Genomic DNA, 26,298 nt, shown 5'->3' with positions numbered 1-26,298 from the left:
ATTAGATTGGCAGCTTGAGTTTAATGTAATGCTGATGGCTAGATTAATAGAGCTGATTGAAAGCAATCAGCTCTATCGGGCTTAACTTAATGTGATTGGTTAGGCGAGATTTGATCACCCCTAAGCTGTCGCTGTCAATTTAGTGCGCCTGCTCCCAATTGTCACCAATACCAGCTTCAGCAAGCAGTTCGACATCAAGTGTTGCAGCCGCGGCCATTAACTCACAAATCTTAACTTGCAAACTGTCAGCTTTATCAGCATCAACCTCAAACACCAATTCATCGTGTACCTGCATGATCATGGTGATTTCACCGTTTGTTTCGGTCTCAATCCATTTAGCGACATTAATCATCGCTTTTTTGATTATATCGGCAGCAGTGCCTTGCATAGGTGCGTTGATTGCTGCGCGTTCGGCAGCTTGCCTGCGCATTGCGTTGCGATCTTTAATTGCAGGTAAATACAGCCGGCGTCCAAATAGTGTCGATACATAGCCCAGATCAGTGGCAATAGCCCGAGTCTCTTCCATGTAGTTGAGTACACCTGGGTAGCGCTTAAAGTAGGTATCGATATAACGTTGTGCTTCCGCGCGAGGGATATCTAACTGCTTGGCTAAACCAAAAGCTGACATGCCATAGATTAGACCAAAGTTGACAGCTTTTGCACGGCGACGTTGATCGCTAGTGACTTCACTGAAATCCACATCAAATACCTCTGCTGCTGTGGCTTTATGAATATCTTTGCCTTCAGCAAACGCGGTTAGCAGACCTTTATCTTGCGATAGGTGCGCCATGATCCTTAGTTCGATTTGCGAGTAATCGGCTGCAAGTATTTTTCTGCCTTCAGGGGCGATAAACGCATGGCGAATGCGGCGACCCTCTTCGGTTCTAATAGGGATGTTCTGCAGGTTCGGCTCACTAGAAGACAAGCGCCCTGTAGCAGCATTCGCTTGGTGGTAGCTGGTATGGACTCGCCCTGACTTGGCATTGACCATTAAAGGTAGCTTGTCAGTATATGTGCTCTTTAGCTTGGCAAGACTGCGGTGCTCCAGGATGATTTTCGGCAGTGGGTAATCTAGTGCTAATTCGACTAACACCTCTTCAGCGGTTGAAGGGGCACCTTTTGGGGTTTTCTTGATAATAGGGTAACCGAGCTTCTCGAAAAATAACTCTTGTAGCTGTTTTGGCGATGCAAGATTAAATGGCTGACCTGCAATTTCATGGGCTTTTGTTTGAAGATCATCTATTTTACGCGCAAGCTCTTCGCTTTGCTGGCCTAACAACATGCTATCAATGAGGACGCCCTGACGCTCAATTGTTGATAGAATATCGATCAGCGGTAGTTCTATATCGGTAAACACACTGGCAAGCTGGGGTAGCTTCTCTAATCGAGGCCACAAGTGTTGATGTAGTCTTAGGGTGATATCTGCGTCTTCAGCCGCATAAGGCGCTGCGGTTTCCAGTGGGATCTGGTTGAAAGTGAGCTGTTTAGCCCCTTTACCGGCAATCTCTTCAAAACTAATATTTTTATGGCCAAGATATTTAAGCGCTAAGTCATCCATATTGTGTTTTGATGCGACAGAGTTAAACACGTACGATTCAAGCATGGTATCGAACTGTACACCCTTGAGCTTAATACCGGCATTAGCAAAAATGCTGATATCGTATTTAAGGTTTTGACCAACCTTTTTAATTGCTTCATTTTCTAACAATGGTGTTAGTTTCTCAAAAACCAATGCTTTATCAAGTTGCTCTGGTGCATCTACATAGTCATGGGACAAGGGCAGGTAGGCGGCTTTGCCTGCTTCTACTGCAAATGATATCCCAACCAGTTCAGCTTCCATGTAGTTGAGACTTGTGGTCTCAGTATCAATGGCAATGAGATCTGCTTTACTAAGTGTTGCAATCCAGCTGTCGAGTTGCTCAACAGATAAAATAGTGTCGTACTTGGCTTCAATATCTTGCTTAACGACGGCTTCATCGTTGTCTTCATCTGCGGTGGCGGTGGATTTGTTATCTAGTACCTCCGCTAACCAACGCTTAAACTCCATTTCGCCATAGCATTTAACTAGCTCATCTTTATTAGCTGGTTCAATATCCATGGTGCGCCAATCTTGCTCAAGTTCTACATCAAGCTTAATGGTGGCGAGCTCATAGCTCAGTTTGAGCATATCACCATGTTCGGCAATTTTAGCTGGCATGGTTTTCGAACCACGGAATCCCAGTTCTGGCATCTTTTCAGGCGCGGCAAGAATATTATCAACCCCACCAACACCGAGTAGCATTGCTAGCGCCGTCTTCTCGCCCACACCTGGTAGACCGGGTATGTTATCGGCCTTATCACCTTGTAGTGCAAGTAAGTCGATGATCAGCTCTGGGCCGACTCCAAATTTCTCTGTTACCTCTGCAGGCCCCATTACCGTGTTGGTCATGGTATTGATTAGAGTGACGTTGTCGTCAACCAACTGAGCCATATCTTTATCACCGGTGCTAATGAGTACAGCACGTCCCTCTTTGCTGGCTTGGGTGGCAATAGTACCTATGACGTCATCAGCTTCCACACCTGGAATACACACTAGTGGTAAACCGAGGGCTTTAATGATTTGATGCAGTGGTGCAATTTGGCCGCGGAGATCATCAGGCATTGGTGGGCGCTGCGCCTTGTATTCAGAATACATGTCGTTACGGAATGTTTTGCCTTTTGCATCAAATACAACTGCCATTTGGCTAGGTTTATATTGATTTAACAGACTGCGAAGCATGTTTATCACGCCATATACAGCACCCGTTGCTTCACCTTTAGAGTTAGTCAAATGTGGCGGAGCATAATAGGCGCGGTAAAGGTATGAGGATCCATCCACAAGGACTAAAGGGTTGTCGGCAATTTTTGGCATAATAGGTATTCATTTATCGCGTTTCGATGATGGCGATAGCATGCCATATCAGCGCTGTTTCAGCTACGGATAAATAATGATAAGCCTGTGGATAACTCTGTGCATGGAACTGCAGAACCAAAAATTACTTATTTTTAGCTATAAAATGAGCGCGAGTTAAGTTGTTGAATTTTAGTGGTAAATTCTAATTGTGTGAAGTGGGTGCTATTTTGAGTAATTAAACTATAAATGTGGACTTTTTATTTTTATTCGTTTTATAAACCTATTCCTTGGTCAAATATTCACCGTTTGATAAAGTGCAGTGATAACTTAGCACGATAATTAATCTGATCAAGCGCTTTATTGCAATTTTGTTAAAACAATATGATATATAAATGGAGATTTTAATGAAAAAAGTCGCAGTTCTTTTAAGTGGTAGTGGCGTCTTCGATGGCACGGAGCTACATGAGTCTGTTTTAACTTTGTTAGAGATTGCCCGTGCAGGTGCATGTTACCAGTGCTTCGCACCTGATATCCCACAGTTACATGTGGTTAATCATCTCACTGGGGAGGCGGATGAAACCGATAGTCGTAATGTATTGGTCGAGTCAGCCAGAGTTGCTCGTGGTGATATTAAGCCGGTGACAGATGTAGTTATTAGCGAATTTGATGCATTGATTATCCCTGGTGGCTTTGGTGCAGCGAAGAATCTTTGTAATTTTGCTTTGGCGGGGGCGGATCATGTTATCGACCCGAGTGTTAAACAGTTCATTAGCCAATTTACCCAAGCGAGTAAGCCTGTTGGCTTTATTTGCATATCACCTGTGATGATCCCGCAATGTTATGAGGCAGGCGTAAAAGGCACTATTGGCTCAGACTGTGATACTGCAGCGGCATTTGAGCTGCAAGGGGGCAGCCATCAAGTTACTGCCGTAGACGATATTGTGGTTGATGAGGTCAATAAAGTGGTGAGCACCCCAGCTTATATGCTCGCTGATAATATTATTGAAGCCCATGCAGGTATTGAGAAGTTGGTTAGGCAAGTGTTATTAATGGCTGAGTAAGAAGCGGGAAAAAGGTGCCATTAACTGGCACCTTTAATGCGTAACGAGTGAATGTCTTAGCTTAGACCAATCAGTATAAGAAGTAGCAGGCCAAAAACACTTCTAAAGGCGAGTTTTAGCGGCTCTGATGTTGGGTTAATGAACTTGAGCTTAGAATAACTATGTTCTTCATTGCAAACGACATGGCCTAGCATGCTCCTAGCATTCCCTCCCTCCTTGGAGGTCTGATACAGGAGGTACGAGAGCAAGAGTGCTCGAAGCTAGAATAATGCAGGAGCCGTTGCCGAGGAGCATTTAATGACCTTACTTCAAATCCGCTAAACTCTCTCTGAGCGATCAAATGTTTATACTGAGTGGGTTTAGACTCTTAAGCTTCAATGCTGCTTGGCTACCAACATACTTAGCATCAATCAGTGAAAGGTCTTCGCCTGTTCTCTCGCCCATAGGAGGTGAAAAAGACAATCGCTTGTAGTCATCGCTCAATGTTTGCCAGCGGATTTTGTCATCTCTTGAACCGTGAGGATAAAAACCGACCGTAATGGCATTGTGCAGACTTGCCACATGCAGTGGACCCGTTGAGCCTGCAATCATCATATCTGCTGCGACTAACGAACGAGAGAATTCGCCGATATCTTTTATCGGTTTAGCCATGAGTGCGTCATGCCCATCAGCCGTGATTAATTCGACTACACTGGCAGCTAAAGGCTCTTCAGTCGGCCCAAATGTGACGATAAATTTAACTTCGACACCTGATTCTTTAGCGATAACATCAGCCATGGTGGCAAATTGCGCTGGAGACAGTGAACCTTCAGAACCACCACTACCTGGATGAATAAAGATAAGCTTCTCATTAGCCGTTTTACCGTAGAACTGTTGCCATTGAGCCCTCTCCTCGCTGACATCCCATAAGCGCCATTTTATGTCTGCTGGGGGAATATATTGTTGGCATAAAAAGTACTCAATATGATCTGTACAGTAGCGCCATTCAGGTTTTAAACATGCACTGCGATTAAGTGGCGCTCTATGGGTATATAAGTATTGGAACCATTTTCTACGCTGGCCTAGTCGATAGGGAATGCCTGCGGCTTTAATGACTTTGGTCATATCTTTATGACTATGCATCACAATGGCTGCATCGTAGCCTTTAGCTTTGATTAGCTCAACGAGGTTCGGATCATCTTTTTTATAAATAAGTAGGTTGTCTATACAGTCGAACTGACAAGCCAATGAATGGATCAAGGGGGAAACGATGACATCGATCTGAGCGTCGGGCATTGAACGTTTTAACAATGATATTGCTGGTAATGAATGACAAAAATCACCCAGCTTATCGACTCTGACAATCAATATCCGCTTCATGGATGGAAACCTTAATAAAATAAAATTAGTTATACATGTTTGCCCATAAGATGACAATTGAGTCTATGGGTTTGTAAGGCATCTACGAGGTTTAGCTGCCAAGCAGACAAGCAATGGCAGCATATTGGTCATTTATTGACGCGCATCTATTGCTGTTAAGTAGACTTTTTTCGACTATCAATAAAACCTTGTAATACACCGACCAGCAACCCGCCGAGGTGTGCACCATTAGCAATAGAAAGACCGAACATATCGGTAAAGCCAAAGACGAGCCATAGCAGCATAAAACCGATGTAAGCAGGTGGTAGCCCAATACCTGATTCTGGACGCTTAACTCCCATAATCCAGGTGTAGCCGACTACGGCGTATACCACTCCTGATAGCCCACCGAAATTGGGGCCAGCCATAAAGTATTGCAATATATTCGGTAATGTACCGCCTACTAAAAGCAGTATAAAGAGCGGTTTAAAGCCTATTTTATTCTCAATCTTACCGCCTAAATACCACCACCATAATAAGTTGAAGATGATGTGCATCGCTGAAAAATGGATAAGGCTTGGGGTGAATAGTCGCCAAAATTCATTGAGTGAGACGGGTGAGGTGGCGCCAAAGAAGGATAAACTTTCAAAAATGGGGTTGGCAAAGCCGAGATTCATGGCCGCATATATGACTAAACAACTGAAAAATACCAGCAAAGTGAGTGGGCCAGCGCCAGTGATAAATTGGGTGACTAACTGCAGAGCAGGATTGCCGTAGTCTAGTTGGGTCTGGGTGCTACCATTTTCCCATGACGCAGCGAGATACTTCTGGTCATAAGGGTTGCTAAGAAACGCATGATACTCTTGTTGAACTTGAGACCGTTGAGTTTCATCGTGCAGTACCAGCATCACTCCTTGTTCGGCGGGCATAATGCTACAGGTGATGTTCTGCCCTTTAAGATAGTCGATGAGGGCTTGCGCTGCTCTGCCATTGGGTAAGCTGCCTATCTCAATCATCGCTCTCTCCTGCTGTCATTAATCAAAGGAGTATTACGTGTTAGCTTGATGCCAAGCGCTATATCCGCCATCTAAGCTATAAACATTATCAAAACCTTGCTCATTTAGGTAGGTTGCAGCGCTTTGACTACTAATACCGTGATAGCAGACAACAATTAAAGGCTGATCCATGTCGGCTTGGGCAATAAAATGGCTGATGTTTTCATTACTTAGGTTAAAAGAGCTGTCGATATGTCCAGCCTCAAAGCTGGCTGCATCCCTTATGTCGACGATTTGCAAATCGGCTGTGGCCTCTTGCATGTGGATGAGTTGATTTACACTTAAGTGTTGAAACGCTGACATAGAAAACCTGCATTAATCGAATATGTGAGTCGCGGTAGCTTTGAGATAAATAGGGGGTAGCAATCTTGCTAGCCCCCAAATACAATTTAATCCCAGTTTAGGATCACTTTTCCAGATTGTCCTGATCGCATAGCATCAAAACCTTGTTGGAAGTCATCTATCTTGTAGTGATGAGTGATAATAGGTGAAATATCTAAACCTGATTGGATCAAGCTCGCCATCTTGTACCAAGTCTCAAACATCTCACGGCCATAAATACCTTTGATGATTAACCCTTTAAAGATAACTTTACTCCAGTCAATGGCCATTTCGCCACCAGGAATACCTAGCATAGCGACTTTACCACCGTGGTTCATGGTATCGAGCATTGAGTGGAAGGCTGCCGGTACACCTGACATCTCAAGACCTACATCGAAGCCTTCAGTCATGCCAAGTTCGTTCATGACATCTTCCAAGCTTTCCTTGGCAACGTTGACCGCACGGGTGGCGCCCATTTTTTCTGCCAGCTCGAGACGGTATTCGTTTACGTCTGTTATCACCACATGACGCGCACCTACATGACGACAAACTGCTGCAGCCATAATGCCAATCGGACCTGCACCGGTAATCAGAACATCTTCACCGACAAGATCAAATGATAATGCGGTATGAACAGCATTGCCAAATGGGTCAAAAATAGCAGCTAAATCATCAGAGATATCATTTGGGATCTTAAAAGCGTTAAAGGCTGGGATCACTAAATATTCAGCGAATGCACCTTCACGGTTAACCCCAACACCAGATGTGTTACGGCATAAATGAGTACGACCACCACGACAGTTACGGCAATGACCACAGGTAATATGCCCTTCGCCAGATACTCGGTCACCAATAGTAAAGCCGCGAACCTCTTGCCCCATATCGACAACTTCACCCACATACTCATGGCCAACGACCATAGGTACTGGAATGGTGTTTTGCGACCATTCGTCCCAGTTGTAGATATGCACATCGGTGCCACAGATGGCGGTTTTACGGATCTTAATCAGCAGATCGTTGTGGCCCATTTCAGGTTTCGGGGCGTCAACCATCCAGATGCCTTCTTCAGGCTTTAGTTTGCTAAGCGCTTTCATCTTATAACCTATGCCAGGCCAACTATTGTTAACCTTTTAATTGATACAAAAAGGGCTACAACTCTGTGTAGCCCTATTGGGTTAATTCTAGCCGATAATCCCCATCTCTTTCGCGATACGGGTAAAGGCTTCAATAGCTTTGTCAATTTGCGGCTTGGTATGCGCAGCAGACATTTGCGTTCGAATACGCGCTTGACCTTTCGGTACCACTGGGAAGGAGAAACCAATCACATAGATATTCTCAGCTAGTAGGCGGTTGGCGAAGTCACCGGCCAGTTTAGCATCGCCGATCATTACTGGAATGATGGCATGATCAGCACCGCCAAGGGTGAAACCTGCTGCTGACATCTGCTCGCGGAAATAACGGCTATTTTCCCAGACTGCTTCACGCAACTCTTGGCCATCTTTAAGCATTTCTAATACGTGGATAGATGCCGTTACAATGGATGGTGCCAAAGAGTTAGAGAAAAGATACGGGCGTGAACGCTGGCGTAACCAGTCGACCACTTCTTTCTTCGCCGAAGTGAATCCACCGGAAGCACCGCCAAGGGCCTTACCTAATGTGCCTGTAATAATATCGACGCGATCCATAACCTCACAGAATTCATGAGTACCACGTCCCTCTTGGCCTACAAAGCCTACTGCGTGAGAGTCATCGACCATCACTAGCGCGTCGTACTTGTCTGCAAGATCACACACACCTTTAAGGTTGGCGATAACGCCGTCCATAGAGAATACGCCGTCAGTAGCAATCAAAATATTACGTGCGCCAGCTTCTTTAGCCGCTTTTAGTTGGGTCTCAAGGTCTGCCATATCATTGTTGGCATAGCGGAAGCGCTTTGCTTTACATAAACGTACACCGTCAATAATGGAGGCGTGGTTTAATGCGTCAGAGACGATGGCATCTTCTGCACTCAGTAAAGTTTCAAATAGGCCAGCATTGGCATCGAAGCATGAAGAGTAAAGAATGGTGTCTTCCATGCCTAAGAAGGAGCTCAGACTCGCCTCTAATGTTTTGTGGATATCTTGTGTGCCACAGATGAATCGCACTGAAGCCATACCAAAACCGTGTGCGTCGAGCCCGCCTTGTGCGGCCTTAATTAGCTCAGGGTGATTTGCTAAACCTAAGTAGTTATTGGCACAAAAGTTAATTACTTCGTCGCCATTGACTTCAATTGCAGTCTGTTGAGGAGAAACAATTACGCGCTCGCTCTTATACAGGCCTTCCGCTTTTACATCGGCAAGCTGTTGATTTATCTGGTCGTAGAATGAGGTCTTTGCCACCCGAATTCTCCTTAATTAGCATAGTTTTGATTATTGGAGTGGCGGCATTTTAACCTTAAAAAGCCCAGCTCTACAGCCTTTTTTTCTGCAACATTCTCCTGATAAGCCAGATTAGGTCTGGAGAATGTTTCGGATTAGTTAAACTAATTAAGAGTTTGTGTTTTACTGGTTGATATTCCTGCTGTTGAGGACTATATCCATTGTTAGGGCTTAGTTGCTTAAGCTGTTGCTTTTTAAGTACCAAGCCAGAATTTTAATGAAAGGGTTACATCCTGATTAGTCAATGAGTGATTAACTAAATCTATTGAAAGTCAGCGAACTGACTAAGATTATAAATAGTGGTTTCCTAGCACAGTATTCAACAAGGTATTTATACCAATTGCATTAAAAGTTTGTAGTGGTCAACTAATATTGGCCACGATCTTAGAGTTTAACCAAAACAATCGTTCTGATTCATTAGGTGTCAGTCCGCCGTTATATTGGTGCGGGCGAAGCTGACAATAATATCCAATTATGTATCGTGTAATTTCTTGCTGAGCTTCAGCAAAGCTACGATACCCTATTGGTGGTATCCATTCTGTCTTAAGGCTCCTAAAAAAGCGTTCCATTGGACTATTATCCCAACAGTTCCCACGTCGAGATAAACTTTGCTTGAGCTGATATCGCCATAATAGTTGTCGATATCTTCTGCTTGTATAGTGAGTCCCTTGATCGCTATGGAGCATAACACCTTTAGGTTTTCCACGACCTTCATAGGCCATCGAAAGCGCTTTGCCCGTTAAACGGCTATCAGGTGATAACGACATAGCCCAGCCAATGACTTTACGAGCAAATAGATCAATCACAACCGCTAAGTACATCCAGCGGTTACCTGCCCACACGTAGGTGACATCACCAACCCAAACTTCATTCGGAGCGGTGACAGCGAATTGTCGACCTAGGTGATTAGGGATTTCGATGTGCTCTAGTGTCGCTTTTCGGTATCTGTGCTTAGGTACCTGACAACTCACTATACCAAGCTCCTTCATCAGCTTAGTGGCGCGATAACGGCTTAACGAGATACCTTGCTGGCTAACCATATCTGCAACCGTCCTAGCTCCTGCCGAGCCGTTACTTGCAGTATGTACTTCGCTAACTAGACTTCGAAGCTTTACTTTATCTGCGTTTATGGTTATTGGCCGTTTTCTCCAATACTTGTAACTACTACGATGAATACTGAACACTTCGCATAATGTTTTTATGCTGTAGCTCTGCCTGAGTTTCTCAATTATTAAGAATTGTTCAGTGAGTCCGACATCAACAGAGCTGTGGCTTTTTTTAATATTTCGTTGTGCTCCTGGAGGCGAGCTAGTTGCTTTTTTAACTCTCGAATTTCAATTTGTTCTGGTGATATAGGTGATGCTTTAGGTTGCTTACCTTGTCGCTCTTCTCTTAATTGCCGAACCCACTTATCCATGGTCGATTTACCCACGTTCATAGCTTGAGCGGCTTCAACAATTGAGTAATTTTGATCTAGCACTAATTGAGCTGATTCAAGTTTGAATTCTGCGCTAAAAAGTCTTCTTGTACGTTTCGTCATAGTGTCACCTGTTTACTTATGAGGTAATGATATCACCTCTAACTAGGTGGCCAAATTCACCGTACCACTACAGTTTGACCATTCAGCGGGAATTCAAAACGTTGTAGGCAAGCAGTGGGATTTGAGCTAATAGTTATTCTCGGCTCTGGTATCCTGCTTCGCTCTCGATAATTGCTCCTGCATTATTCTACCTTCGACCATCCTTGCTCTCGTACCTCCTAAATCCATTTAGTCGTATATCCAAATCCCATAGCGAAGCATACAGCGTTTTGCCAATTTTGTTTAACCTCAGCCGCACTACGTGAGCCCTTCAGTCTTTCCATTTCTGCTTTGCATTGGCTTAAAAGGGAATAACCATTTCTTTACCAATGCGCTTTGAATTGAAAAGGCTGAGGGGCTCTGAAATGGTCAAATACTTAATGCAATTGGTATTAGTCATACCTTGTTGAAATGGGGTTGTCTAAGCTGCGGTTTCAGCGCCACTGGCCATTGAGGTATAATACTCTTCTAGCCTTTCAAAGGTGGCAGCAGACTCTGGGGTTGAGTAAGCTTTAAATATCATAATCACTCGTAGTAATCCCTCATAGAGTGACTCTTTAGTGATTGAACCAATACAAGACTGCGTTTGAGTCAATTTATAGCTTATCCAAAAGCTCACCAACATTTTTATCGTATCTGCTAGCGGCGCAATATCACCTTCTTCAACGTTTAAAAAACCATCTTCTGTTAGCTTGATAAGTACGCTACTTGAGCGTGCTAGTACGTCCTGTTGGGCTTGTAGGTATCGATTTTTTAATGCTTCATCTCGGCTGAGAATATCTGCCAGATTGGCGTACATAAAGCGAAATTGCCACAGGGTGTAAAACATGGCGTCAAAGTAACCGACTAGAAGATCGACATCGACCTCTTTGTCGACATAAGGTTGGAAGCCAGATTCTAAATGTTGCTCATAGAGACTAAAAATAGAGCGAATGATGTCTTCTTTATTACGGAAATGATAATAGAGGTTCCCTGGGCTAATATTTAGGTGAGCGGCAATATGATTGGTTGTGATTGTTCTTTCGCCATGCTGGTTAAATAGTTCTAAGCTGGCTTGTACGATTTTGTCACGGGTCTTCATATTCATCCTAAATGCTTAATATCCAAGAAATTGCCGCCTTTAATGGTAAAACTCACTAGGCTTGGCGATAAAAATGCGCGCGCAACTCGACATATTCGCGGTTAGGCGTCTACGTTAAGTTGTGACTATCATGTTAGCATTGAGCCAATTCTTCAAGCAAAACTGACGAAAGTAAAAAAATTCATGAATCGTAGCCTCTATTCCGCTTTGCTTTATCTTATCTCGCCATTGCTGATGGTTTATTTATTTGTACGTGGTTTTAAGAGCCCTGATTATCGTCTTAGATGGAATGAACGCTTTGGTATTAAACGATTAGAGCAAACTGATCTGTTACTGCATTGTGTTTCTATGGGGGAAACCTTAGCTGCTATTCCACTGATAAAAAAAATTCAAGCAGCCTACCCGGATCTATCTATCACAGTCACTACTACCAGCCCTACGGGATCGAGAGAAGTAGTTCGAGCATTTTCAGAGCAAGTACAGCACTGCTACCTGCCATTCGATCTAGCTTGGTGCAGTAAACACTTTATCAATCAAGTTGCACCTAAATATTGCATCATTATGGAAACTGAGCTGTGGCCTAACCTAATTCACTATCTTAAGCACAGTGGCGCCAAAGTGTTGTTAGCGAATGCTAGATTGTCGCAGAAATCAGCTGATGGTTATCAGAAACGCCTAGATTTGAACCTACCGATGCTACAAAGCTTAGATGCAATAGCTGCTCAGTCGAAACAAGCTGCGGCTCGCTTTATCGACCTTGGTGTTGCGACCGATAACATAACGGTATGCGGTAGCTTGAAATTTGATCTCAATATTGAGCAGACACGCATCGATGCTGCTCAGATGATGCGAGAAAGCTGGAATGCACTGCAACGTCCTATCTGGGTGGCAGGCTCGGTGCATCCTGGTGAGTTCGACTCTATGATCCTGGCTCATCAACGGGTGCTACAACAGTATCCAACAGCGTTAATGGTACTCGTACCACGTCACCCTGAGCAGTTTGATGCAGCGGTGGCTGTGGTCAAAGCGGCGGGAATGCAGGTGGCTAGGCGCAGTATAAATGATGAGGTCACTGCGCAAACTCAAGTTGTCGTTGGCGATACGATGGGCGAGCTGCTCACGCTATATGCAGCAGCAGATCAAGCATTTGTTGGTGGCACCTTGATCGAAAATGGTGGCCATAATCCATTAGAGCCCGCAGCTGTGGGGTTACCAGTATCTGTTGGACCACATCATTGGGATTTTAATGAGATCACTGAATTATTGCAGCGAGAGGGAGCATTGCAGGTCGTTGACTCTAGCGATGCGTTAGCTCAGGTTCTCATTTCAATGTTTAATGACAAGCACGCCTATCAGGCGGCAAGTGAAGCGGGTAAGCAAGTTATGTTGCAAAATCGAGGTGCATTAGATAAGCAGTTTGCTCTGGTGAGTTCAATGTTGAAAGTGAAACCTAGCGAGAAGAGCTAACTCCCGCTATCCCGCTGAAATAACAGCGGGTATAAAGCGAAGCTTATTTTTTGATGAGCGCTGTACGATATGCTGCGTGCAACAATTGCCAATTTTCCTCGCTAAAGCAAAGCGTTGGCAGTTTGGCTAACTCTTTTCTAAATGAGCGAAGTAAGCGATCCATATTGGCTTTTTGCCAGTCAGCTTTTGCTGTTCTTAACTCGCCACGATCGAAATCAATCAAGTAGAACTGTTCATCCGCAATTAGGATGTTTTTAGCGTTAAGATCGGCGTGGTACACCCCGTGATTATGGAAACGGGCAATGCATTGACCTAAAGCCTGCCATTGCTCGGTAGTCATTGCTGTTTTACTTAGTCTTGCCACGAGATCTTCGGCGCCTTCTACTCGCTCGATAATTAAATCAGCGCGGTAGTTAAGGCCGCTTCGCTCGACATTTGCAGCGATAGGTTTGGGAACGGGGAAGCCCTGATCATATAGGGTTTCCAGTAACGCCAGTTCGGCCACTGCTCGGGTACGTGTTAAACCTGTAAATAGATACTTATCACGGCTGATCTTTTCTATTAAGCCGCCACGATAATAGTGACGTAATACCCATTGTTGAGCATTTTCTTGTTCACTACTGGCATCGACAAACCAAGTGGTATAACGGCCTTTAGATGAGCCTGTTACTGCTTCGCGTGCACGCCAGAAGTCCACACTAAACCAAGTCGTTTCGATATGTTCAGAGGTATGTTCGCAATAAGCGATGCTGCCAGTGGCTGTTTTTTTAAACTTCATAGATAGAATTGTACGCTAAAGCGTGGAACCTGCAGCCATTCTACATTAAGATCGGTGGATTACGCCAAATAACCTTCGAGTCCTATGAGCTTAACGACCGCGAATCTCTCTACTGAATCACAAGTCAATACGTTGGATTTAACCAATGCTAACTCTTTGTGTCTACTCAGGCTGTCGGCTATTGGCGACGTATGTCATGCGGTTGCTATGGTGCAATCGATTCAACGACGTTATCCGCAGCTCAAAATTACTTGGGTATTAGGCAAAATTGAATATCAACTGTTAAAACACCTTCCTGGAGTGGAATTTGTGATTTTCGATAAGTCACAAGGCTGGCGCAGTTACATTAATTTAAAACGAGCGCTGAAAGGGCAGCTGTTTGATGTGTTACTGCATATGCAAATAGCGCTTAGAGCGACGATTGCATCCCTTGCTATATCAGCTAAGGTGCGTATTGGTTTTGATAGGTTTCGCGCCAAAGAGGGGCAATGGTTGGTGACTAACCGCCGCATAGAGCCACAAGCAACCCCCCATGTACTTGATGGTTTTATGGGGTTTGCTAAGGCCGTTGGCGTTACGGATACCCGCTTAAGTTGGAACATCCCGGTTCTTGCTGCTGATACAGAGTTTGCTGAAAGTTTGATCCCAAGCGGAAGTCCGATTTTGGTTATATGCGCTGCAGCAAGTAAAGCCGAGCGTAATTGGCTGCCAGAGCGATATGCCGCTGTGGCTGATCACGCTGTGGCCTGTGGCTATCGAGTGATGTTGTGTGGCGGACCGACAACATTGGAGAAAAAACTGGCCGAAGCTATACAAGGTTTTGCTCAGTCAGAGCTCGAGGATCAGGTTGGCAAAACATCATTGCTGCAACTGTTAGCACTGTTAAAGCAAGCCAGTATAGTGCTGGCTCCTGATACTGGCCCTGCACATATGGCTGTGACGCAAGGTACGCCAGTTATTGGTCTATATGCTCATTCAAACCCAAGGCGAACAGGGCCATATTTATCACAAGATAGTGTTGTGAGTGTTTACGACACCATTATTCGAGAGCAGAAAGGTGACGATGTGCCATGGGGCGTTAGAGCTAAAGGTGAGCAGCTAATGCAGCAGATTGAGGTTGTAGCAGTCATTGAGCAGTTTAACCGTATGATGCGCTAATATCTGTGCTTTCTAGCAGGATTTAAACTGCTCTGAAAAGTAAACCCTTTCAGGGCTTATCACTTTCAAGTAAAGCATGATTTGTAGTAACGCATGCTGTTCCAAATCCTTTTTTGAGCCAGAAAAAACAATATATTCAATGTGATAGTTGTTTGGCAGAGAAAAGTAGAGTGAACTTGCCATTCCCCCCACTTTTTGCGGTAAATTACCGGTCATGATAAGCGTTTCGAATGGGATCATCGCTGGCATCTCGCCCATTTGATGTGCATCTACAATTGTCTGATTAAAATTGGCAAAAGGATGGCCTTTAAATAACATCTTCTTAGCCGTAATCGTAGGAATAATTCCTGATTCTTGACGAGAATCTGCAATTACATTTATTTGCAGCTTGCTGCTCGCATTGCTGGAATCAACACCTATGAACATAAAGTCATGCAGCTGTTGCCTGCCTGCTCTTAACTGTTTCTGTTCCGCCAACGAGATCCCTAATAATTGATAGAAAAGCGATTGCTGCTCGTCATCAAACAAATTGTCAGCGATATAATTCCAACGGATTTGCTGAGCATTGTTACCCAGGTATTGCTTCAATTGATGGAGTTCAGGTTTATCCAAGTAGTCCATACGTAACATATGGTAGGTAGTGGGAAAGAGTTGGTGCCAATTCATGAAGCTTGATAGGCGCCTTGGTAGCTTGTTTGAGTGGCCAGTCAGTAGCCTTAGTAGTTTATTGTCATTTCCACTAAGATAACTTTTTAGGTTTTTCAGTCCAGTAGCTAGATCGCGAGTTTGCTCTTCGGAACTTAAACGTTGCCAATAAAACATCTTTTGGTATTCCGAAGAGCCATCATCAATCAATTCCAGTTTTTTAATTTCAACCCCTGAGATTCTAGTCAGATACCGAATGAGCCTAGCAAGATCTTTACTCCAATAGGTGTTGCCGTAAATGGTGATATGGCTGTGAGGATGACCTGCCAACAGTGTGGCTGCATGTTGGCATAGTGAAGCTATGCTAACAAAGGATGCGGCATTGATACCTTGCAATAAAGCTTCGTCGTTAACTGGATGTCGTTGCCAGCAAATTAACTTAGGGTTGTGGCTTTGATTGTTAACGAGCATTGCTGCCTGCTGCACGCTAGGCAGAGTTGCTTTATCTATATAGATTTCGAGAGCATACGGTGATTGCTGAGCATTTGAAGATGAAGATGCCACAGGTTAACTTTATTCGCGCAGGTGATTCATCAATTATAGTTGAGGGTTATTTCACGAGCAATCAAGACATTAAGATAACGAGATCAAGCACTGTTGTTTGTATAGAACAAAAAATTAATTTGTCAGCCTGAGTTATCAAGTCTCCGATTTCTTGGTCAACATGTTATTATTAACGGCTATCAAACAAGATTTAACAACATTAGCACTGTGTTGTTTTGCTTGTTGTATTTTTAAGGGTGCTTATATGTCGCTGTCCCCAAAATTTTTATTTGTTCCTGTGTCTTCATCAGAAGGCATGGGCGAATATATGCGCTCTTTAATCATCGCCAACGAAGTGAAGCAACGTTGGCCTGATGCTAATATCCAATTTATTATAAGTCGACAGGCACCCTATGCATTCACATGTCCTTATCCTGTGGCACTTTTAGATGATACGCCGACAAAAAATACTAAAGCGGTAAATGACTTCCTCTCTTTTTACAAAGCTGATTTTGTTATTTTTGATGCTTCAGGTCGTCGCTCACAGTTGGTTCATGCCAACAAGTTGGGGGCTAAAGTAATATTCATTAGTCAGCATAAACGTAAACGTAGTCGAGGGATGAAGCTGTTACGAGCGAGAGTGACGGATAGCCATTGGGTGGTGCAACCCGAGTTCATTATCGGCACGATTAGCTCGTTTGACAGACTAAAACTTAAGCTGATTAACAAACCTGAGCCGACTATTATCGGCTCGGTGTTTGCAAGTCCTGTTGCGCATAGGCAATCAGAGTTACTTAAAAAACTATGTTTAGTCGCAAATGATTTTATATTGTTTAACGCAGGTTCTGGTGGACATAAAAATGGGCAAGGCCATTGTATTGAGGAGTTTGCTATGGCCGCGGCAAGAATTTACCAAGCAACAAAAATACCATGCGTGGTAATTTTCGGTCCGAGTTACCCTAAGGCAATGCCAGAGTTTGAAGGTGTCATTAATATTAAGGAATTGATTCATGTCGATTTTATGGATCTTCTTGATGCTTCGAAAGCTGCGGTGCTAAGTGGTGGTGATACACTTTTACAGGCGATAGCGCTGAAAAAACCGTCGGTATCGGCCGCCGTGGCTAAAGATCAGAATTATAGAATTAGAGTGTGCCAAGAAAGAGGGCTTACGGTGAGTAGCAGCGTTACCGCTGATGAGTTGACTTCAAGACTGCTTGATCTTATTCAAGCTGGGACTGCCCAGCAACTCGATACTGCTTTGACGCAGTGTGAATCGACCAACGGCTTAGATGTAGCAATGGAAGTGATTACTGACTTGATGAGTGAGCAGAGCGCTGTAAGCTAACAAAACTAAATATTGATTTGTTGGTATTAGTAATAAAAAGGAGAGCAAGAGCTCTCCTTTTTATTACTTAGCTCTCTTTAACTCTCTGTTGCTCCGTTCATCAGCCTGTATTTGTCGTGAACTTGTGCTACTGAGATATCGGCAATATGTCCTTTGCCTTGTGTAGCATACATAACATGAGATGTAGCTGATTCTGGCGGAGCCCAGTAAGGCTTTTTCTGACGCATCATGGCGAGCAGCGGTCGCTGAGCTGCAAAAGCAAAATGCAAAATTGCGGTATCAACAGTAATAACGAAATCCGCTTTTGCAATTAGCGAAGGCAACTCAAAAAAGTGTTTGTCTACGGTAAACACCACAACTTGTAGTCCAGACTTTGCAGTAAACGCTTGCGTCTCGCGGGATACTTCTGGATAACTTTCAGGAGTGGTATTAATAATAAAGCGCTGACCGTTATCTACTTTAGCTATTTTCTCAATTAGCTCAAAAAGGTAATTGATAGGCCAGTCTTTTTTTACATTGGTAGAAAGGTGATTAACGAACAGTAACTTCCCTTGTCTTTGTGGGTCATTGAAATGACGTTCTAGCCAATCCTCTGTCACAGGTAGAATGGTTTCAGGAATAATCATGTTGGGCATGATCTCTGTAGCAGCTACGGATAGTCCAGTCACTGTGTTGAAAATCAGCTGATAGCGATCGGTAATATGGTGAGTCGCTGGTAATAAAGTTTCTTCAAGGACAAATGTTGCATTCGAATGGCGAAAAAACCAAGGGTTCAAAAGCCCGAAAGAAGCCTTTTTAGGTATGCTGGAGACAATAAAGGCCGCAGAGGAAATTTCTCGTGCTAGCTGGGAGTATTGTCGACTTTTGCTTACGGTATGGCAAAAGATGATGTCATATTTTTGCTGTTTGGCTTTTTCTGTGTTTGCCTGCATCGCTTGTGGTGAATCGGTGCAGCCATAGGTTAGGTTGAAAGCTCCTTCCGCCTCCATCCATTGCTGCAGTATTTTACTGCGCGACAAGCGCCATTCATCGCTATTACAGCGATTATCATCTAACCAAATATCTAATGTTATATGTGGGTGCTGTTGCTTCAAAGCGACAAGAAAAGTCTTTAAATAAAGAAAATCCCCTAAAGCAACGGGTGACATGAATAACATGCGCTGGCATTGCGCTAATTGATCAGAAGTGATGATAGCCATATTGATAAGTGTTCCTATTTTTAGTCGGCTTAGCATACCTTGAATTTGTTGGCTTTGAAAAAGATCCAAGTTGATATTAGAGATAAATATGAGCTTTTTATGAATCTAGTCCTCAATTACTGGCGCTGAAGGCGCTACTGATATAGTTTCAATATTGGAATATGGTATTATTGTTATAATTGAACCGTGCTTTACGGCCGTAATACGACCTTAAACTGAAGGCTTACTTTTGATTTGCTTTGACGCGCTGCATCCATACTATTTACCACAATACTTACCTGTGATGCATGAATTGCAATTGCGGGGAGAGCTTGTTCATTTTGTTATCTATCGGAGTGATGAGCAGCAAGCTGCACTAGATGCCTTGGTCAAAGAATATCAGCTCTCTGTCACTTGGGTAGATAATCAAGAGCAAGCATTAGCGTATTATTTAGAGCAAAAGCCTAAGTGGGTTGTGTTTGGCAACACGTTTGATGGCGACAAAAAGCTCAAAGGAGTTTGCGGTACAGCGCTCATGCAGCATGGTATCGGGCCCAAGTCAGTATATTACACAGTGTCTGATTCAGACTTTGATGTACGTTTTGTGGAAGGTGAATATCGGTTAAACCGACTACAATCAATGTTTCCAGACAAGCAGTTTATCGATACTGGATATGCCAAACTCGATCCTATTGTGCAAGGAATTGAAGCTGGAATTGATCTCGAAAAACTAGGCTTGGATCCTGCTAAACCAACGTTGCTCTATGCTCCGACTTTCTACCCTAGCAGTATTGAAAAGATGGCTACCAACTGGCCAGCAGAATTTGCTGAATATAATATCTTATTGAAGCCGCATTACTTTTCTTTAAGTAAACCTGCTTATAAAAAACAGAAAAAGTTATTATTACATTGGGCTTCCTATGACAATGCTTACCTTGCAACGGCGGAGCAGACTAATTTATTGCCATTTATGGCCAGTGCAGATCTGCTGATTAGTGATGCTTCTTCTGCATTGTTTGAATTTGCGGCGCTAGATAAGCCTGTTGTTTGGTGTGATTTTTATCACCTGCGTTGGAGCTACCGTGGGATCTTCAAGTTTCGCTTTAACCAACGAATGGATGAAGACCTATATCGATATGCAGCAGTGGCCAAGCATGCCAAAACCTACAAAAAACTTAAAGCAGCTGTCGATCAACAGATCGCTGAACCTGAATCATTTGCGAAGCAACGCGCTCATTACACCTATGAACTAGCCGGAAAAGTTGACGGTCAATGCAGCAAGCGAATTGTCGATTTCCTATTAACAGAGAAATAAAATGAGAATCATCACTTTTGGTACGTTTGATATGTTCCATATTGGGCATTTGAATATTATCGAGCGGGCAAAAAAGGTGGGAACACATATAACTGTGGGTGTTTCATCTGATGCGCTTAATTTTTCTAAAAAACAGCGTTATCCAGTATGCAACGAACGTGATCGTATGCGTATTGTTAGTGCATTGGGTTGCGTTGATGAAGTGTTTTTGGAAGAGTCCCTTGAATTAAAGGCCGAGTACATTAAAGTGCATAAAGCTGACTGCTTGGTAATGGGGGATGACTGGGAAGGAAAGTTTGACCATCTAAAACCACTATGTGATGTGATATACCTACCACGTACACCTGCGATATCTACCACACAGCTAATTGAAGTGGTAAAAGAGATCCCATAAACCTCAGTAGTTTATGGGAACAGTATTTACTCACCAATAAAGTGTTGCGTCGCTAACCAAGATAAATACTCAGGTACAGCTTGCTCAACAGTCTTAAACTCAGCGGTGTAACCTGCAGCTCGTAACTTTGTTAGATCTGCTTGGGTGTAGCTTTGATATGCACCCTTTAGTTTATCCGGGAATGGAATGTACTCGACGGCGCCTTTGCCGTGGTGTGCGATAACAGCGTTTGCAACATCATTGAAACTCTGTGCTTGGCCTGTACCGCAGTTGAAAATGCCTGAAACCTCAGAATTTTGCCATAACCATAGATTAACTTTGACAACATCTTCAACGTATACAAAATCACGTAGTTGTTGACCATTTTCATAACCATCAACCCCCTCAAATAAACGGCAGATCCCGTTAGCATTGAGCTGGTTATTGAAATGGAAAGCTACACTTGCCATGCCGCCTTTGTGCTGTTCTCTTGGGCCATAGACATTGAAATACCTGAGGCCGGCAACTTGGCAGTTTGGCTTTTGTTGACGTACATATTGGTCAAACAAGAATTTAGAGTAAGCGTAGACATTAAGTGGCTTTTCTAAGTCTCTTTGCTCAATAAATTTCTCGCTACCGCCATAGACCGAAGCTGAGCTAGCATAGATATATTGGCATTTTGTTCTATCACAAAACTGCAGCAGTGTTTTAGAGTATTCATAGTTATTGCTCATCATGAATTTGCCATCCCACTCGGTGGTGGATGAGCATGCTCCTTGATGGAAAATAACTTCAATCTTTCCGTCGAATTCACCTGCTATTATCTGCTCAAGAAATTGATCTTTGTCCAGATAATCTGCGATCTCACAATCCGCTAGATTGAACATTTTTGTACCGTCGGTTAAATCATCCACGGCAATAATGTCATTACGACCCATATCGTTAAGGGCTTTGACTAAATTGCTGCCGATAAATCCTGCTGCACCTGTGACTACTATCATATTTATTTCCACTTTTAGGGCGGTATTGTTCACAATACCTTAAAAGGACAGACTTACTTTGTGTAGTAAGTATTTAAAAATTCTGCGATGCTTTTCGCTGTATAATCAATATCAACTAAACTCATGTCGCGACCAGTTCGTTTACTCTCTGGTGGTGTAAATGCTAAGCGTTTATGTTGTTCGCTCAACGTCTGCCAGCGCACTTTGGGTTGAGATTTTCTGCCTGCGTAAAAGCCGACAGTTGGCACGTTGTGCAGTCCTGCAATATGCAAAGGACCCGTCGAGCCAGCCATAAACATATCTGCAGCAACTATAGATTTTGCAAAATCAGTTAGATCTTTTAGTGGTTTGGCAAGGGTAATATTGACGCCCTGCTTGCTAACCTCATCAAATATAGCTCCGGCTAAGTTCGCCTCTTCACCGCTAAACGTTAGCACAAACCTGCATTTATGCTGAGTTGATTGATCAACTTGGGTGATGAGCTTTATAAAGTCTTTTGTTGGTAAACTACCTGAGGACCCTCCGGTACCAGGATGAACAAAAATCAACTTTTCGTCATTTTGTTTACCGTAATATTGTTGCCAATGCTCACGCTCTGCTGTGACATCCCAATATCTTTTGGGAAGCGCTGGAATCGTCATGTTATGCGCAGTTAAAAAGGCCTCGATTAACATGCAGCCGCCGCGCCAGCAGCCTTCACCGACCTTGTATTGTGCATCTGTTCGGTTTTTATAAAAGTACTGATACCAGTTATGTTTAGGCGCTAACACATAGGGAATATTTAGATTACGAATGATTTTATATATTCGGAATTGAGAATTAGAAACCAATGCAGCATCGTATTGACGTGCGTCGATCTCTTTACGTATTGCCTGATCATCACCGCTATCGACAATAACATGATCAACATAAGGGCAAGCGAGCGCAAAACTCTTAAGTACTGGCGTTACAAACACTTCAATGCTGGTATCTGGCATAGCGTTTTTGAGTAAACTCAAGGCAGGCCAAAGCAGTACAAAGTCACCAATTTTATCATGTCTAAAAACTAGGATTCTCTTCATTATCATTTCGCACTATTGGGTTAACTTGTTCTGCGGTCTTCAATATTTTTAACACAGATGGCTTTAGGGTCAAATTAATCTGACTTTAACTGCTGATTATATCAGTTTTAGTAGTAAGAGGGCTGTTCGGGATGATGTTTTGTGTAGCTAAGCCACAAAAGTAAAAGTGCCTCAGCTAGAAAGTTACGTAGATTAAGTAACAGCTCGAACTAAAATTAGGTACAATTAAGGACTAATATTTTGTAAAAGTAATGAGTGTTATGAAAGATTCTCTGCCAGCATTTGAAAAAGCTAAGGTTCTTGTGGTCGGTGATGTGATGCTTGACCGTTATTGGACGGGGCCGACTGGACGTATTTCGCCCGAAGCGCCAGTGCCTGTTGTGCGCATTAACCAATTAGAAGATCGTCCCGGTGGAGCGGCAAACGTAGCACTGAATATTGCGACCTTGGGCGGCCAAGTCTCTTTAGCGGGTATTGTTGGTGAAGACGAAACCGCAGCAGCATTAACGACCGGCATTCAAGCTTTGGGTGTTGAGCCTAAATGGCACGTGGTTGCAGATAAACCAACGATTACTAAATTGCGGGTGATGTCGCGTAGCCAACAACTCATTCGTCTAGATTTCGAAGAACCTTACCAGCAAGCAGATAGCCAAGCGTTGTTGGACAGCGCCGCAAACTCTTTAGCTGATGTAGATGTGGTTATTTTATCTGATTATGCCAAAGGTGCTTTGATCGAGCCGCTAGCTTTTATTCAGCAAGCGAAGTCTCAAGGGGTCAAAGTGTTAGTCGATCCAAAGGGAAGCGATTTTTCTAAATATCGAGGTGCAACGCTGCTTACCCCAAACCTGCATGAGTTTGAGTTGGTTGCAGGAGCTGTTACCAGTGAAGCTGATTTGGTTGAAAAAGCGCATAAATTACTTGAAGAGTTTGATTTAGAAGCGCTGTTAGTTACTCGTTCTGAGCAGGGAATGACGTTGATTACGGCTGAAAATAAAGAGCTTCATATTCCTACGGTAGCTCGAGAGGTACATGATGTCACGGGTGCTGGGGATACGGTTATTTCTGCACTGGCGACTTCATTGGCCGCTGGAAGTACTATGGCTGAAGCGTGTGCAATCGCTAACACAGCTGCTGGTATTGTGGTTGCTAAACTCGGTACTTCGACGGTGAGCCGCATTGAGCTTATCGAATCATTGTCTGATACTCATCATAGTGAGACTGGCTTTGGGGTTGTGACTGAAGATCAGCTCATGTACGCACTTGAGCAAACTCGGTTACGTGGTGAGCGCGTGGTGATGACCAACGGCTGCTTTGATATTTTACATGCTGGTCATGTGAGCTATTTACAGGAGGCGCAAGCCCAAGGCGACAGATTGATTGTTGCTGTTAATGATGATGACTCTGTCAGGCGCTTAAAAGGAGATGGTCGTCCAGTAAATCCAGTGGGTCGTAGAATGGCTGTGTTAGCGGGTCTTGCGTCTGTGGATTGGGTGCTGCCGTTTAGTGAAGACACGCCGCAAAGAGTGATTGCTCGTTTATTACCTGACTTACTCGTTAAGGGTGGCGACTATAAGATTGAAGATATTGCTGGTGGTAAAGAAGTTATTGCTGCTGGCGGATTAGTTAAGATACTGTGTTTTGAAGATGGTATTTCTACTACAAAAATAATCGAAAATATCATGGCTAACCAATAGCTTGATATAATTAGAGGGCTGGCTGTTTTGTCTTATTGCATGGCAGCGAGCTCTTTAAATGATACCAATTGCATTAAAAGTTTGACCATTCAGCGGGAATTCAAAACGCTGTAGGCAAGTAGTGGAATTTGAGCTAATAGTTATTCTCGGCTCTGGCATCCAGCTTCGCTCTACCTCCTAAATCCATTTAGTCGTATATCCAAATCCCATAGCGAAGCATACAGCGTTTTGAAACCCGCACTACGTGAGCCCCTCAGTCTTTCCACTTCTGCTTTGCATTGGCTTAAAAGGGAATAACCATTTCTTTACCAATGCGCTTTGAATTGAAAAGGCTGAGGGGCTCTGAATTGGTCAAATACTTAATGCAATTGGTATGAGACTGATTTTTTGGTCAATTAGCTTGTCACTCCCCCTCGCGGTAGCTGTCTATAAACTATAATATTTAACTGGCTCATCTCTCAAAAGTATAAATCTATGAACCGCACTAAAAAAATCACAAAAAAACATATGAGCAAGGTTAAAAAAGCCAATGCGAAACTCAATACTGCTAATAAGCCAAAGTACGTTTCTAAAGCAGAAAGAGAACGTTTAGCAACGCTAGCTGAGCAAGAGGGCGCATCAATAGTCGCTGAATAGGCTGATTGTTGTGCAATTTGGTAACTTTATTACAATAGATAGCCATAATTCGGACGCAGCTAATATTAATTGCCCTAATAGATATGACAGAATAGCCGGCTAATTTTTGCTTTAGCGTTGTAAGCTTAAGCCGAAGTAACGGATAGGAGTGTTATGAATACCGTATATTCAATCGGAGAGCTGGAATCATTTTTAGTCGCAATTCTTGTGCTATTTATTGGGCATAGCGTAAATCGTCATGTTGGCTTCTTTAAAAAGTATAATATCCCAGAACCTATCATAGGCGGGTTAGTGGTAGCAGCTATCACCACCTTGCTACATTTTCAGAATATTACCCTTAAGTTTTCTTTGCCGATGCAAAATACCTTAATGCTAATGTTTTTTAGTACGGTTGGCTTGGCGGCAAGCTATAAGCTGTTAGCAAAAGGCGGCAAGAAGGTGTTTATATTCCTTGGCATTGCTTCCGTTTACATTGTTATTCAAAATGCTGTTGGTGTAAGTTTAGCGACGGCTTTGGGGTTAGAACCCTTAATGGGGCTGGTTGCCGGTTCAATTACACTGTCAGGTGGCCACGGTACTGGCGCTGCATGGTCACAGACCTTTGCTGAAAACTACGGCATGAGTACGCTAGAGTTTGCCATGGCTGCGGCAACATTTGGTTTAGTCATGGGCGGCATTATAGGTGGCCCCGTCGCGCAAAGACTTATTGATAAGCATAAGCTTGAGTCATCTTATGGTATAGGTGGTAATCACCATAAAGATCACCCCGATCTGGTGACCTATGATCAATTAGAAGAAGATCGAGTGACCGCTAAGAGCGTCATGGAAACGCTATTCATTCTGCTGCTTTGTGTGGCTGGAGCCCGATGGATTGAGCATTTGGTGTCGGTATTCAATATTAGCTGGATGAAAATGCCAGACTTTGTTTACGCACTATTTCTTGGGGTAGTGATTACCAACTTGACCGAATTGACCAGAGGTTATAAGACCAATAGTGAATGTGTCGATATACTAGGTACTGTGTCTTTATCACTGTTTCTAGCGATGGCGTTGATGAGTTTGAAACTGTGGGAAATTTTTGATCTCGCTATACCGCTGTTGATTATTCTGTTGGTGCAAACAGCAGTACTTGGCTTTTTTGCATACTTCGTAACATTCAAGTTGATGGGTTCAAATTATGACGCCGCGGTTATAGCGGGAGGTCATTGTGGTTTTGGCATGGGCGCAACCCCCACTGCTGTCATGAATATGGGGGCGCTGGTTTCTCGAAATGGTCCTTCACCACAAGCCTTTATGGTGGTGCCAATTGTAGGTGCCTTCTTCATCGATATTGTTAACTTGATTGTATTGCAGGGTTATATCGGCTTTATATTATAACGG

General features: G+C 43.4%; 22 protein-coding genes. 9 read left to right on the top strand and 13 right to left on the bottom strand.

Annotated elements, in window-relative coordinates:
• Positions 1-139 precede the first annotated feature (139 nt).
• Positions 140-2,890, bottom strand: coding sequence for a DNA polymerase I (gene polA / locus SWP_RS22475; protein ID WP_020915015.1), 2,751 nt, complete (start codon positions 2,888-2,890; stop codon positions 140-142).
• A 386-nt stretch (positions 2,891-3,276) separates the two neighbouring features.
• On the opposite strand from polA, the gene elbB reads away from it, so the two are divergent.
• Positions 3,277-3,933 (top strand): isoprenoid biosynthesis glyoxalase ElbB, encoded by a 657-nt coding sequence (gene elbB / locus SWP_RS22470; protein WP_020915013.1) that lies wholly within the window; start codon positions 3,277-3,279, stop codon positions 3,931-3,933.
• 336 nt (positions 3,934-4,269) lie between these two features.
• Here elbB and SWP_RS22465 read toward each other — a convergent pair whose 3' ends face one another.
• From SWP_RS22465 to SWP_RS22430, 7 genes are all read right to left on the bottom strand, one after another.
• Entirely contained in the window at positions 4,270-5,292 is a 1,023-nt protein-coding gene (locus SWP_RS22465; protein WP_044556197.1) for a glycosyltransferase family 9 protein, read from the bottom strand.
• 155 nt (positions 5,293-5,447) lie between these two features.
• Positions 5,448-6,287: a rhomboid family intramembrane serine protease GlpG gene (gene glpG / locus SWP_RS22460; RefSeq protein ID WP_020915011.1), complete on the bottom strand. Its 840-nt coding sequence runs from the start codon at positions 6,285-6,287 to the stop codon at positions 5,448-5,450.
• A gap of 33 nt (positions 6,288-6,320) precedes the next feature.
• Positions 6,321-6,629, bottom strand: a complete 309-nt coding sequence (gene glpE, locus SWP_RS22455) for a thiosulfate sulfurtransferase GlpE (protein ID WP_020915010.1) — start codon at positions 6,627-6,629, stop codon at positions 6,321-6,323.
• 86 nt (positions 6,630-6,715) lie between these two features.
• Positions 6,716-7,741, bottom strand: coding sequence for an L-threonine 3-dehydrogenase (gene tdh, locus SWP_RS22450; RefSeq protein ID WP_044556196.1), 1,026 nt, complete (start codon positions 7,739-7,741; stop codon positions 6,716-6,718).
• An 87-nt stretch (positions 7,742-7,828) separates the two neighbouring features.
• Complete coding sequence (locus SWP_RS22445; protein WP_020915008.1) at positions 7,829-9,025, bottom strand: glycine C-acetyltransferase; 1,197 nt, start codon at positions 9,023-9,025, stop codon at positions 7,829-7,831.
• Between the two features lie 401 nt (positions 9,026-9,426).
• Positions 9,427-10,604, bottom strand: a protein-coding gene (locus SWP_RS22440) for an IS3-like element ISSpi4 family transposase (RefSeq protein ID WP_143711184.1) whose coding sequence is annotated in 2 segments (ribosomal slippage) — positions 9,427-10,346 and positions 10,346-10,604 — 1,179 coding nt in all. Because the reading frame shifts where the segments join, the coding sequence is not laid out codon by codon here.
• Positions 10,605-11,064: 460 nt separating this feature from the next.
• A complete protein-coding gene (locus SWP_RS22430) occupies positions 11,065-11,724 on the bottom strand; it encodes a TetR/AcrR family transcriptional regulator (RefSeq protein ID WP_020915007.1) in 660 nt (219 codons plus the stop codon).
• Between the two features lie 183 nt (positions 11,725-11,907).
• On the opposite strand from SWP_RS22430, the gene waaA reads away from it, so the two are divergent.
• On the top strand, positions 11,908-13,191 hold the full coding sequence (gene waaA, locus SWP_RS22425) for a lipid IV(A) 3-deoxy-D-manno-octulosonic acid transferase (RefSeq protein ID WP_020915006.1): 1,284 nt from the start codon (positions 11,908-11,910) through the stop codon (positions 13,189-13,191).
• Between the two features lie 43 nt (positions 13,192-13,234).
• On the opposite strand, the gene SWP_RS22420 is transcribed toward waaA, so the two are convergent.
• Complete coding sequence (locus SWP_RS22420) at positions 13,235-13,969, bottom strand: 3-deoxy-D-manno-octulosonic acid kinase (RefSeq protein WP_020915005.1); 735 nt, start codon at positions 13,967-13,969, stop codon at positions 13,235-13,237.
• Positions 13,970-14,176: 207 nt separating this feature from the next.
• Between SWP_RS22420 and SWP_RS22415 the strand changes: the two genes are divergently transcribed.
• On the top strand, positions 14,177-15,127 hold the full coding sequence (locus SWP_RS22415) for a glycosyltransferase family 9 protein (protein ID WP_228371175.1): 951 nt from the start codon (positions 14,177-14,179) through the stop codon (positions 15,125-15,127).
• Positions 15,128-15,139: 12 nt separating this feature from the next.
• On the opposite strand, the gene SWP_RS22410 is transcribed toward SWP_RS22415, so the two are convergent.
• Positions 15,140-16,336, bottom strand: a complete 1,197-nt coding sequence (locus SWP_RS22410; RefSeq protein WP_044556195.1) for a hypothetical protein — start codon at positions 16,334-16,336, stop codon at positions 15,140-15,142.
• A 244-nt stretch (positions 16,337-16,580) separates the two neighbouring features.
• Here SWP_RS22410 and SWP_RS22405 point away from each other — a divergent pair, with 244 nt between their 5' ends.
• Complete coding sequence (locus SWP_RS22405) at positions 16,581-17,660, top strand: glycosyltransferase family 9 protein (protein ID WP_020915002.1); 1,080 nt, start codon at positions 16,581-16,583, stop codon at positions 17,658-17,660.
• A gap of 77 nt (positions 17,661-17,737) precedes the next feature.
• Here SWP_RS22405 and SWP_RS22400 read toward each other — a convergent pair whose 3' ends face one another.
• Entirely contained in the window at positions 17,738-18,859 is a 1,122-nt protein-coding gene (locus SWP_RS22400; protein WP_020915001.1) for a glycosyltransferase family 9 protein, read from the bottom strand.
• 229 nt (positions 18,860-19,088) lie between these two features.
• Here SWP_RS22400 and SWP_RS22395 point away from each other — a divergent pair, with 229 nt between their 5' ends.
• Positions 19,089-20,153 carry a CDP-glycerol--poly(glycerophosphate) glycerophosphotransferase gene (locus tag SWP_RS22395; protein ID WP_020915000.1) on the top strand — a complete coding sequence of 355 codons (1,065 nt, stop codon included), beginning with the start codon at positions 19,089-19,091 and terminating at the stop codon, positions 20,151-20,153.
• A 1-nt stretch (position 20,154) separates the two neighbouring features.
• Complete coding sequence (locus SWP_RS22390) at positions 20,155-20,547, top strand: FAD synthase family protein (RefSeq protein ID WP_020914999.1); 393 nt, start codon at positions 20,155-20,157, stop codon at positions 20,545-20,547.
• 26 nt (positions 20,548-20,573) lie between these two features.
• Here the strand turns inward: SWP_RS22390 and rfaD are convergent, their stop codons facing one another.
• Entirely contained in the window at positions 20,574-21,527 is a 954-nt protein-coding gene (rfaD, locus tag SWP_RS22385) for an ADP-glyceromanno-heptose 6-epimerase (RefSeq protein WP_020914998.1), read from the bottom strand.
• Between the two features lie 53 nt (positions 21,528-21,580).
• A complete protein-coding gene (locus SWP_RS22380; RefSeq protein ID WP_228371095.1) occupies positions 21,581-22,588 on the bottom strand; it encodes a glycosyltransferase family 9 protein in 1,008 nt (335 codons plus the stop codon).
• A gap of 260 nt (positions 22,589-22,848) precedes the next feature.
• Between SWP_RS22380 and hldE the strand changes: the two genes are divergently transcribed.
• The 3 genes from hldE (at position 22,849) to gltS (ending at position 26,295) form a co-directional block, all read left to right on the top strand.
• Complete coding sequence (gene hldE / locus SWP_RS22375; RefSeq protein WP_020914996.1) at positions 22,849-24,282, top strand: bifunctional D-glycero-beta-D-manno-heptose-7-phosphate kinase/D-glycero-beta-D-manno-heptose 1-phosphate adenylyltransferase HldE; 1,434 nt, start codon at positions 22,849-22,851, stop codon at positions 24,280-24,282.
• 474 nt (positions 24,283-24,756) lie between these two features.
• Positions 24,757-24,918: a DUF2986 domain-containing protein gene (locus SWP_RS23775; RefSeq protein WP_020914995.1), complete on the top strand. Its 162-nt coding sequence runs from the start codon at positions 24,757-24,759 to the stop codon at positions 24,916-24,918.
• 153 nt (positions 24,919-25,071) lie between these two features.
• Positions 25,072-26,295 (top strand): sodium/glutamate symporter, encoded by a 1,224-nt coding sequence (gene gltS, locus SWP_RS22370; protein ID WP_020914994.1) that lies wholly within the window; start codon positions 25,072-25,074, stop codon positions 26,293-26,295.
• The last annotated feature ends 3 nt before the right edge of the window (positions 26,296-26,298 follow it).

This window comes from Shewanella piezotolerans WP3 (assembly GCF_000014885.1).
GTDB classification, from domain to species: domain Bacteria; phylum Pseudomonadota; class Gammaproteobacteria; order Enterobacterales; family Shewanellaceae; genus Shewanella; species Shewanella piezotolerans.
Note: the sequence above shows the minus strand (reverse complement) of the source record. Positions and strands in the feature narration are given on the sequence as shown.

Excerpts from the sequence above, each read along its gene's own strand:
- elbB (WP_020915013.1), top strand. The coding sequence starts at position 3,277 with ATGAAAAAAGTCGCAGTTCTTTTAAGTGGTAGTGGCGTCTTCGATGGC.
- polA (WP_020915015.1), bottom strand. The coding sequence starts at position 2,890 with ATGCCAAAAATTGCCGACAACCCTTTAGTCCTTGTGGATGGATCCTCA.
- SWP_RS22415 (WP_228371175.1), top strand. The coding sequence starts at position 14,177 with ATGGTGCAATCGATTCAACGACGTTATCCGCAGCTCAAAATTACTTGG.
- SWP_RS22430 (WP_020915007.1), bottom strand. The coding sequence starts at position 11,724 with ATGAAGACCCGTGACAAAATCGTACAAGCCAGCTTAGAACTATTTAAC.
- gltS (WP_020914994.1), top strand. The coding sequence starts at position 25,072 with ATGAATACCGTATATTCAATCGGAGAGCTGGAATCATTTTTAGTCGCA.
- rfaD (WP_020914998.1), bottom strand. The coding sequence starts at position 21,527 with ATGATAGTAGTCACAGGTGCAGCAGGATTTATCGGCAGCAATTTAGTC.
- waaA (WP_020915006.1), top strand. The coding sequence starts at position 11,908 with ATGAATCGTAGCCTCTATTCCGCTTTGCTTTATCTTATCTCGCCATTG.
- SWP_RS22390 (WP_020914999.1), top strand. The coding sequence starts at position 20,155 with ATGAGAATCATCACTTTTGGTACGTTTGATATGTTCCATATTGGGCAT.
- SWP_RS22420 (WP_020915005.1), bottom strand. The coding sequence starts at position 13,969 with ATGAAGTTTAAAAAAACAGCCACTGGCAGCATCGCTTATTGCGAACAT.
- hldE (WP_020914996.1), top strand. The coding sequence starts at position 22,849 with ATGAAAGATTCTCTGCCAGCATTTGAAAAAGCTAAGGTTCTTGTGGTC.
- SWP_RS22405 (WP_020915002.1), top strand. The coding sequence starts at position 16,581 with ATGTCGCTGTCCCCAAAATTTTTATTTGTTCCTGTGTCTTCATCAGAA.
- tdh (WP_044556196.1), bottom strand. The coding sequence starts at position 7,741 with ATGAAAGCGCTTAGCAAACTAAAGCCTGAAGAAGGCATCTGGATGGTT.
- glpE (WP_020915010.1), bottom strand. The coding sequence starts at position 6,629 with ATGTCAGCGTTTCAACACTTAAGTGTAAATCAACTCATCCACATGCAA.
- glpG (WP_020915011.1), bottom strand. The coding sequence starts at position 6,287 with ATGATTGAGATAGGCAGCTTACCCAATGGCAGAGCAGCGCAAGCCCTC.
- SWP_RS22465 (WP_044556197.1), bottom strand. The coding sequence starts at position 5,292 with ATGAAGCGGATATTGATTGTCAGAGTCGATAAGCTGGGTGATTTTTGT.
- SWP_RS23775 (WP_020914995.1), top strand. The coding sequence starts at position 24,757 with ATGAACCGCACTAAAAAAATCACAAAAAAACATATGAGCAAGGTTAAA.
- SWP_RS22380 (WP_228371095.1), bottom strand. The coding sequence starts at position 22,588 with ATGAAGAGAATCCTAGTTTTTAGACATGATAAAATTGGTGACTTTGTA.
- SWP_RS22400 (WP_020915001.1), bottom strand. The coding sequence starts at position 18,859 with ATGGCTATCATCACTTCTGATCAATTAGCGCAATGCCAGCGCATGTTA.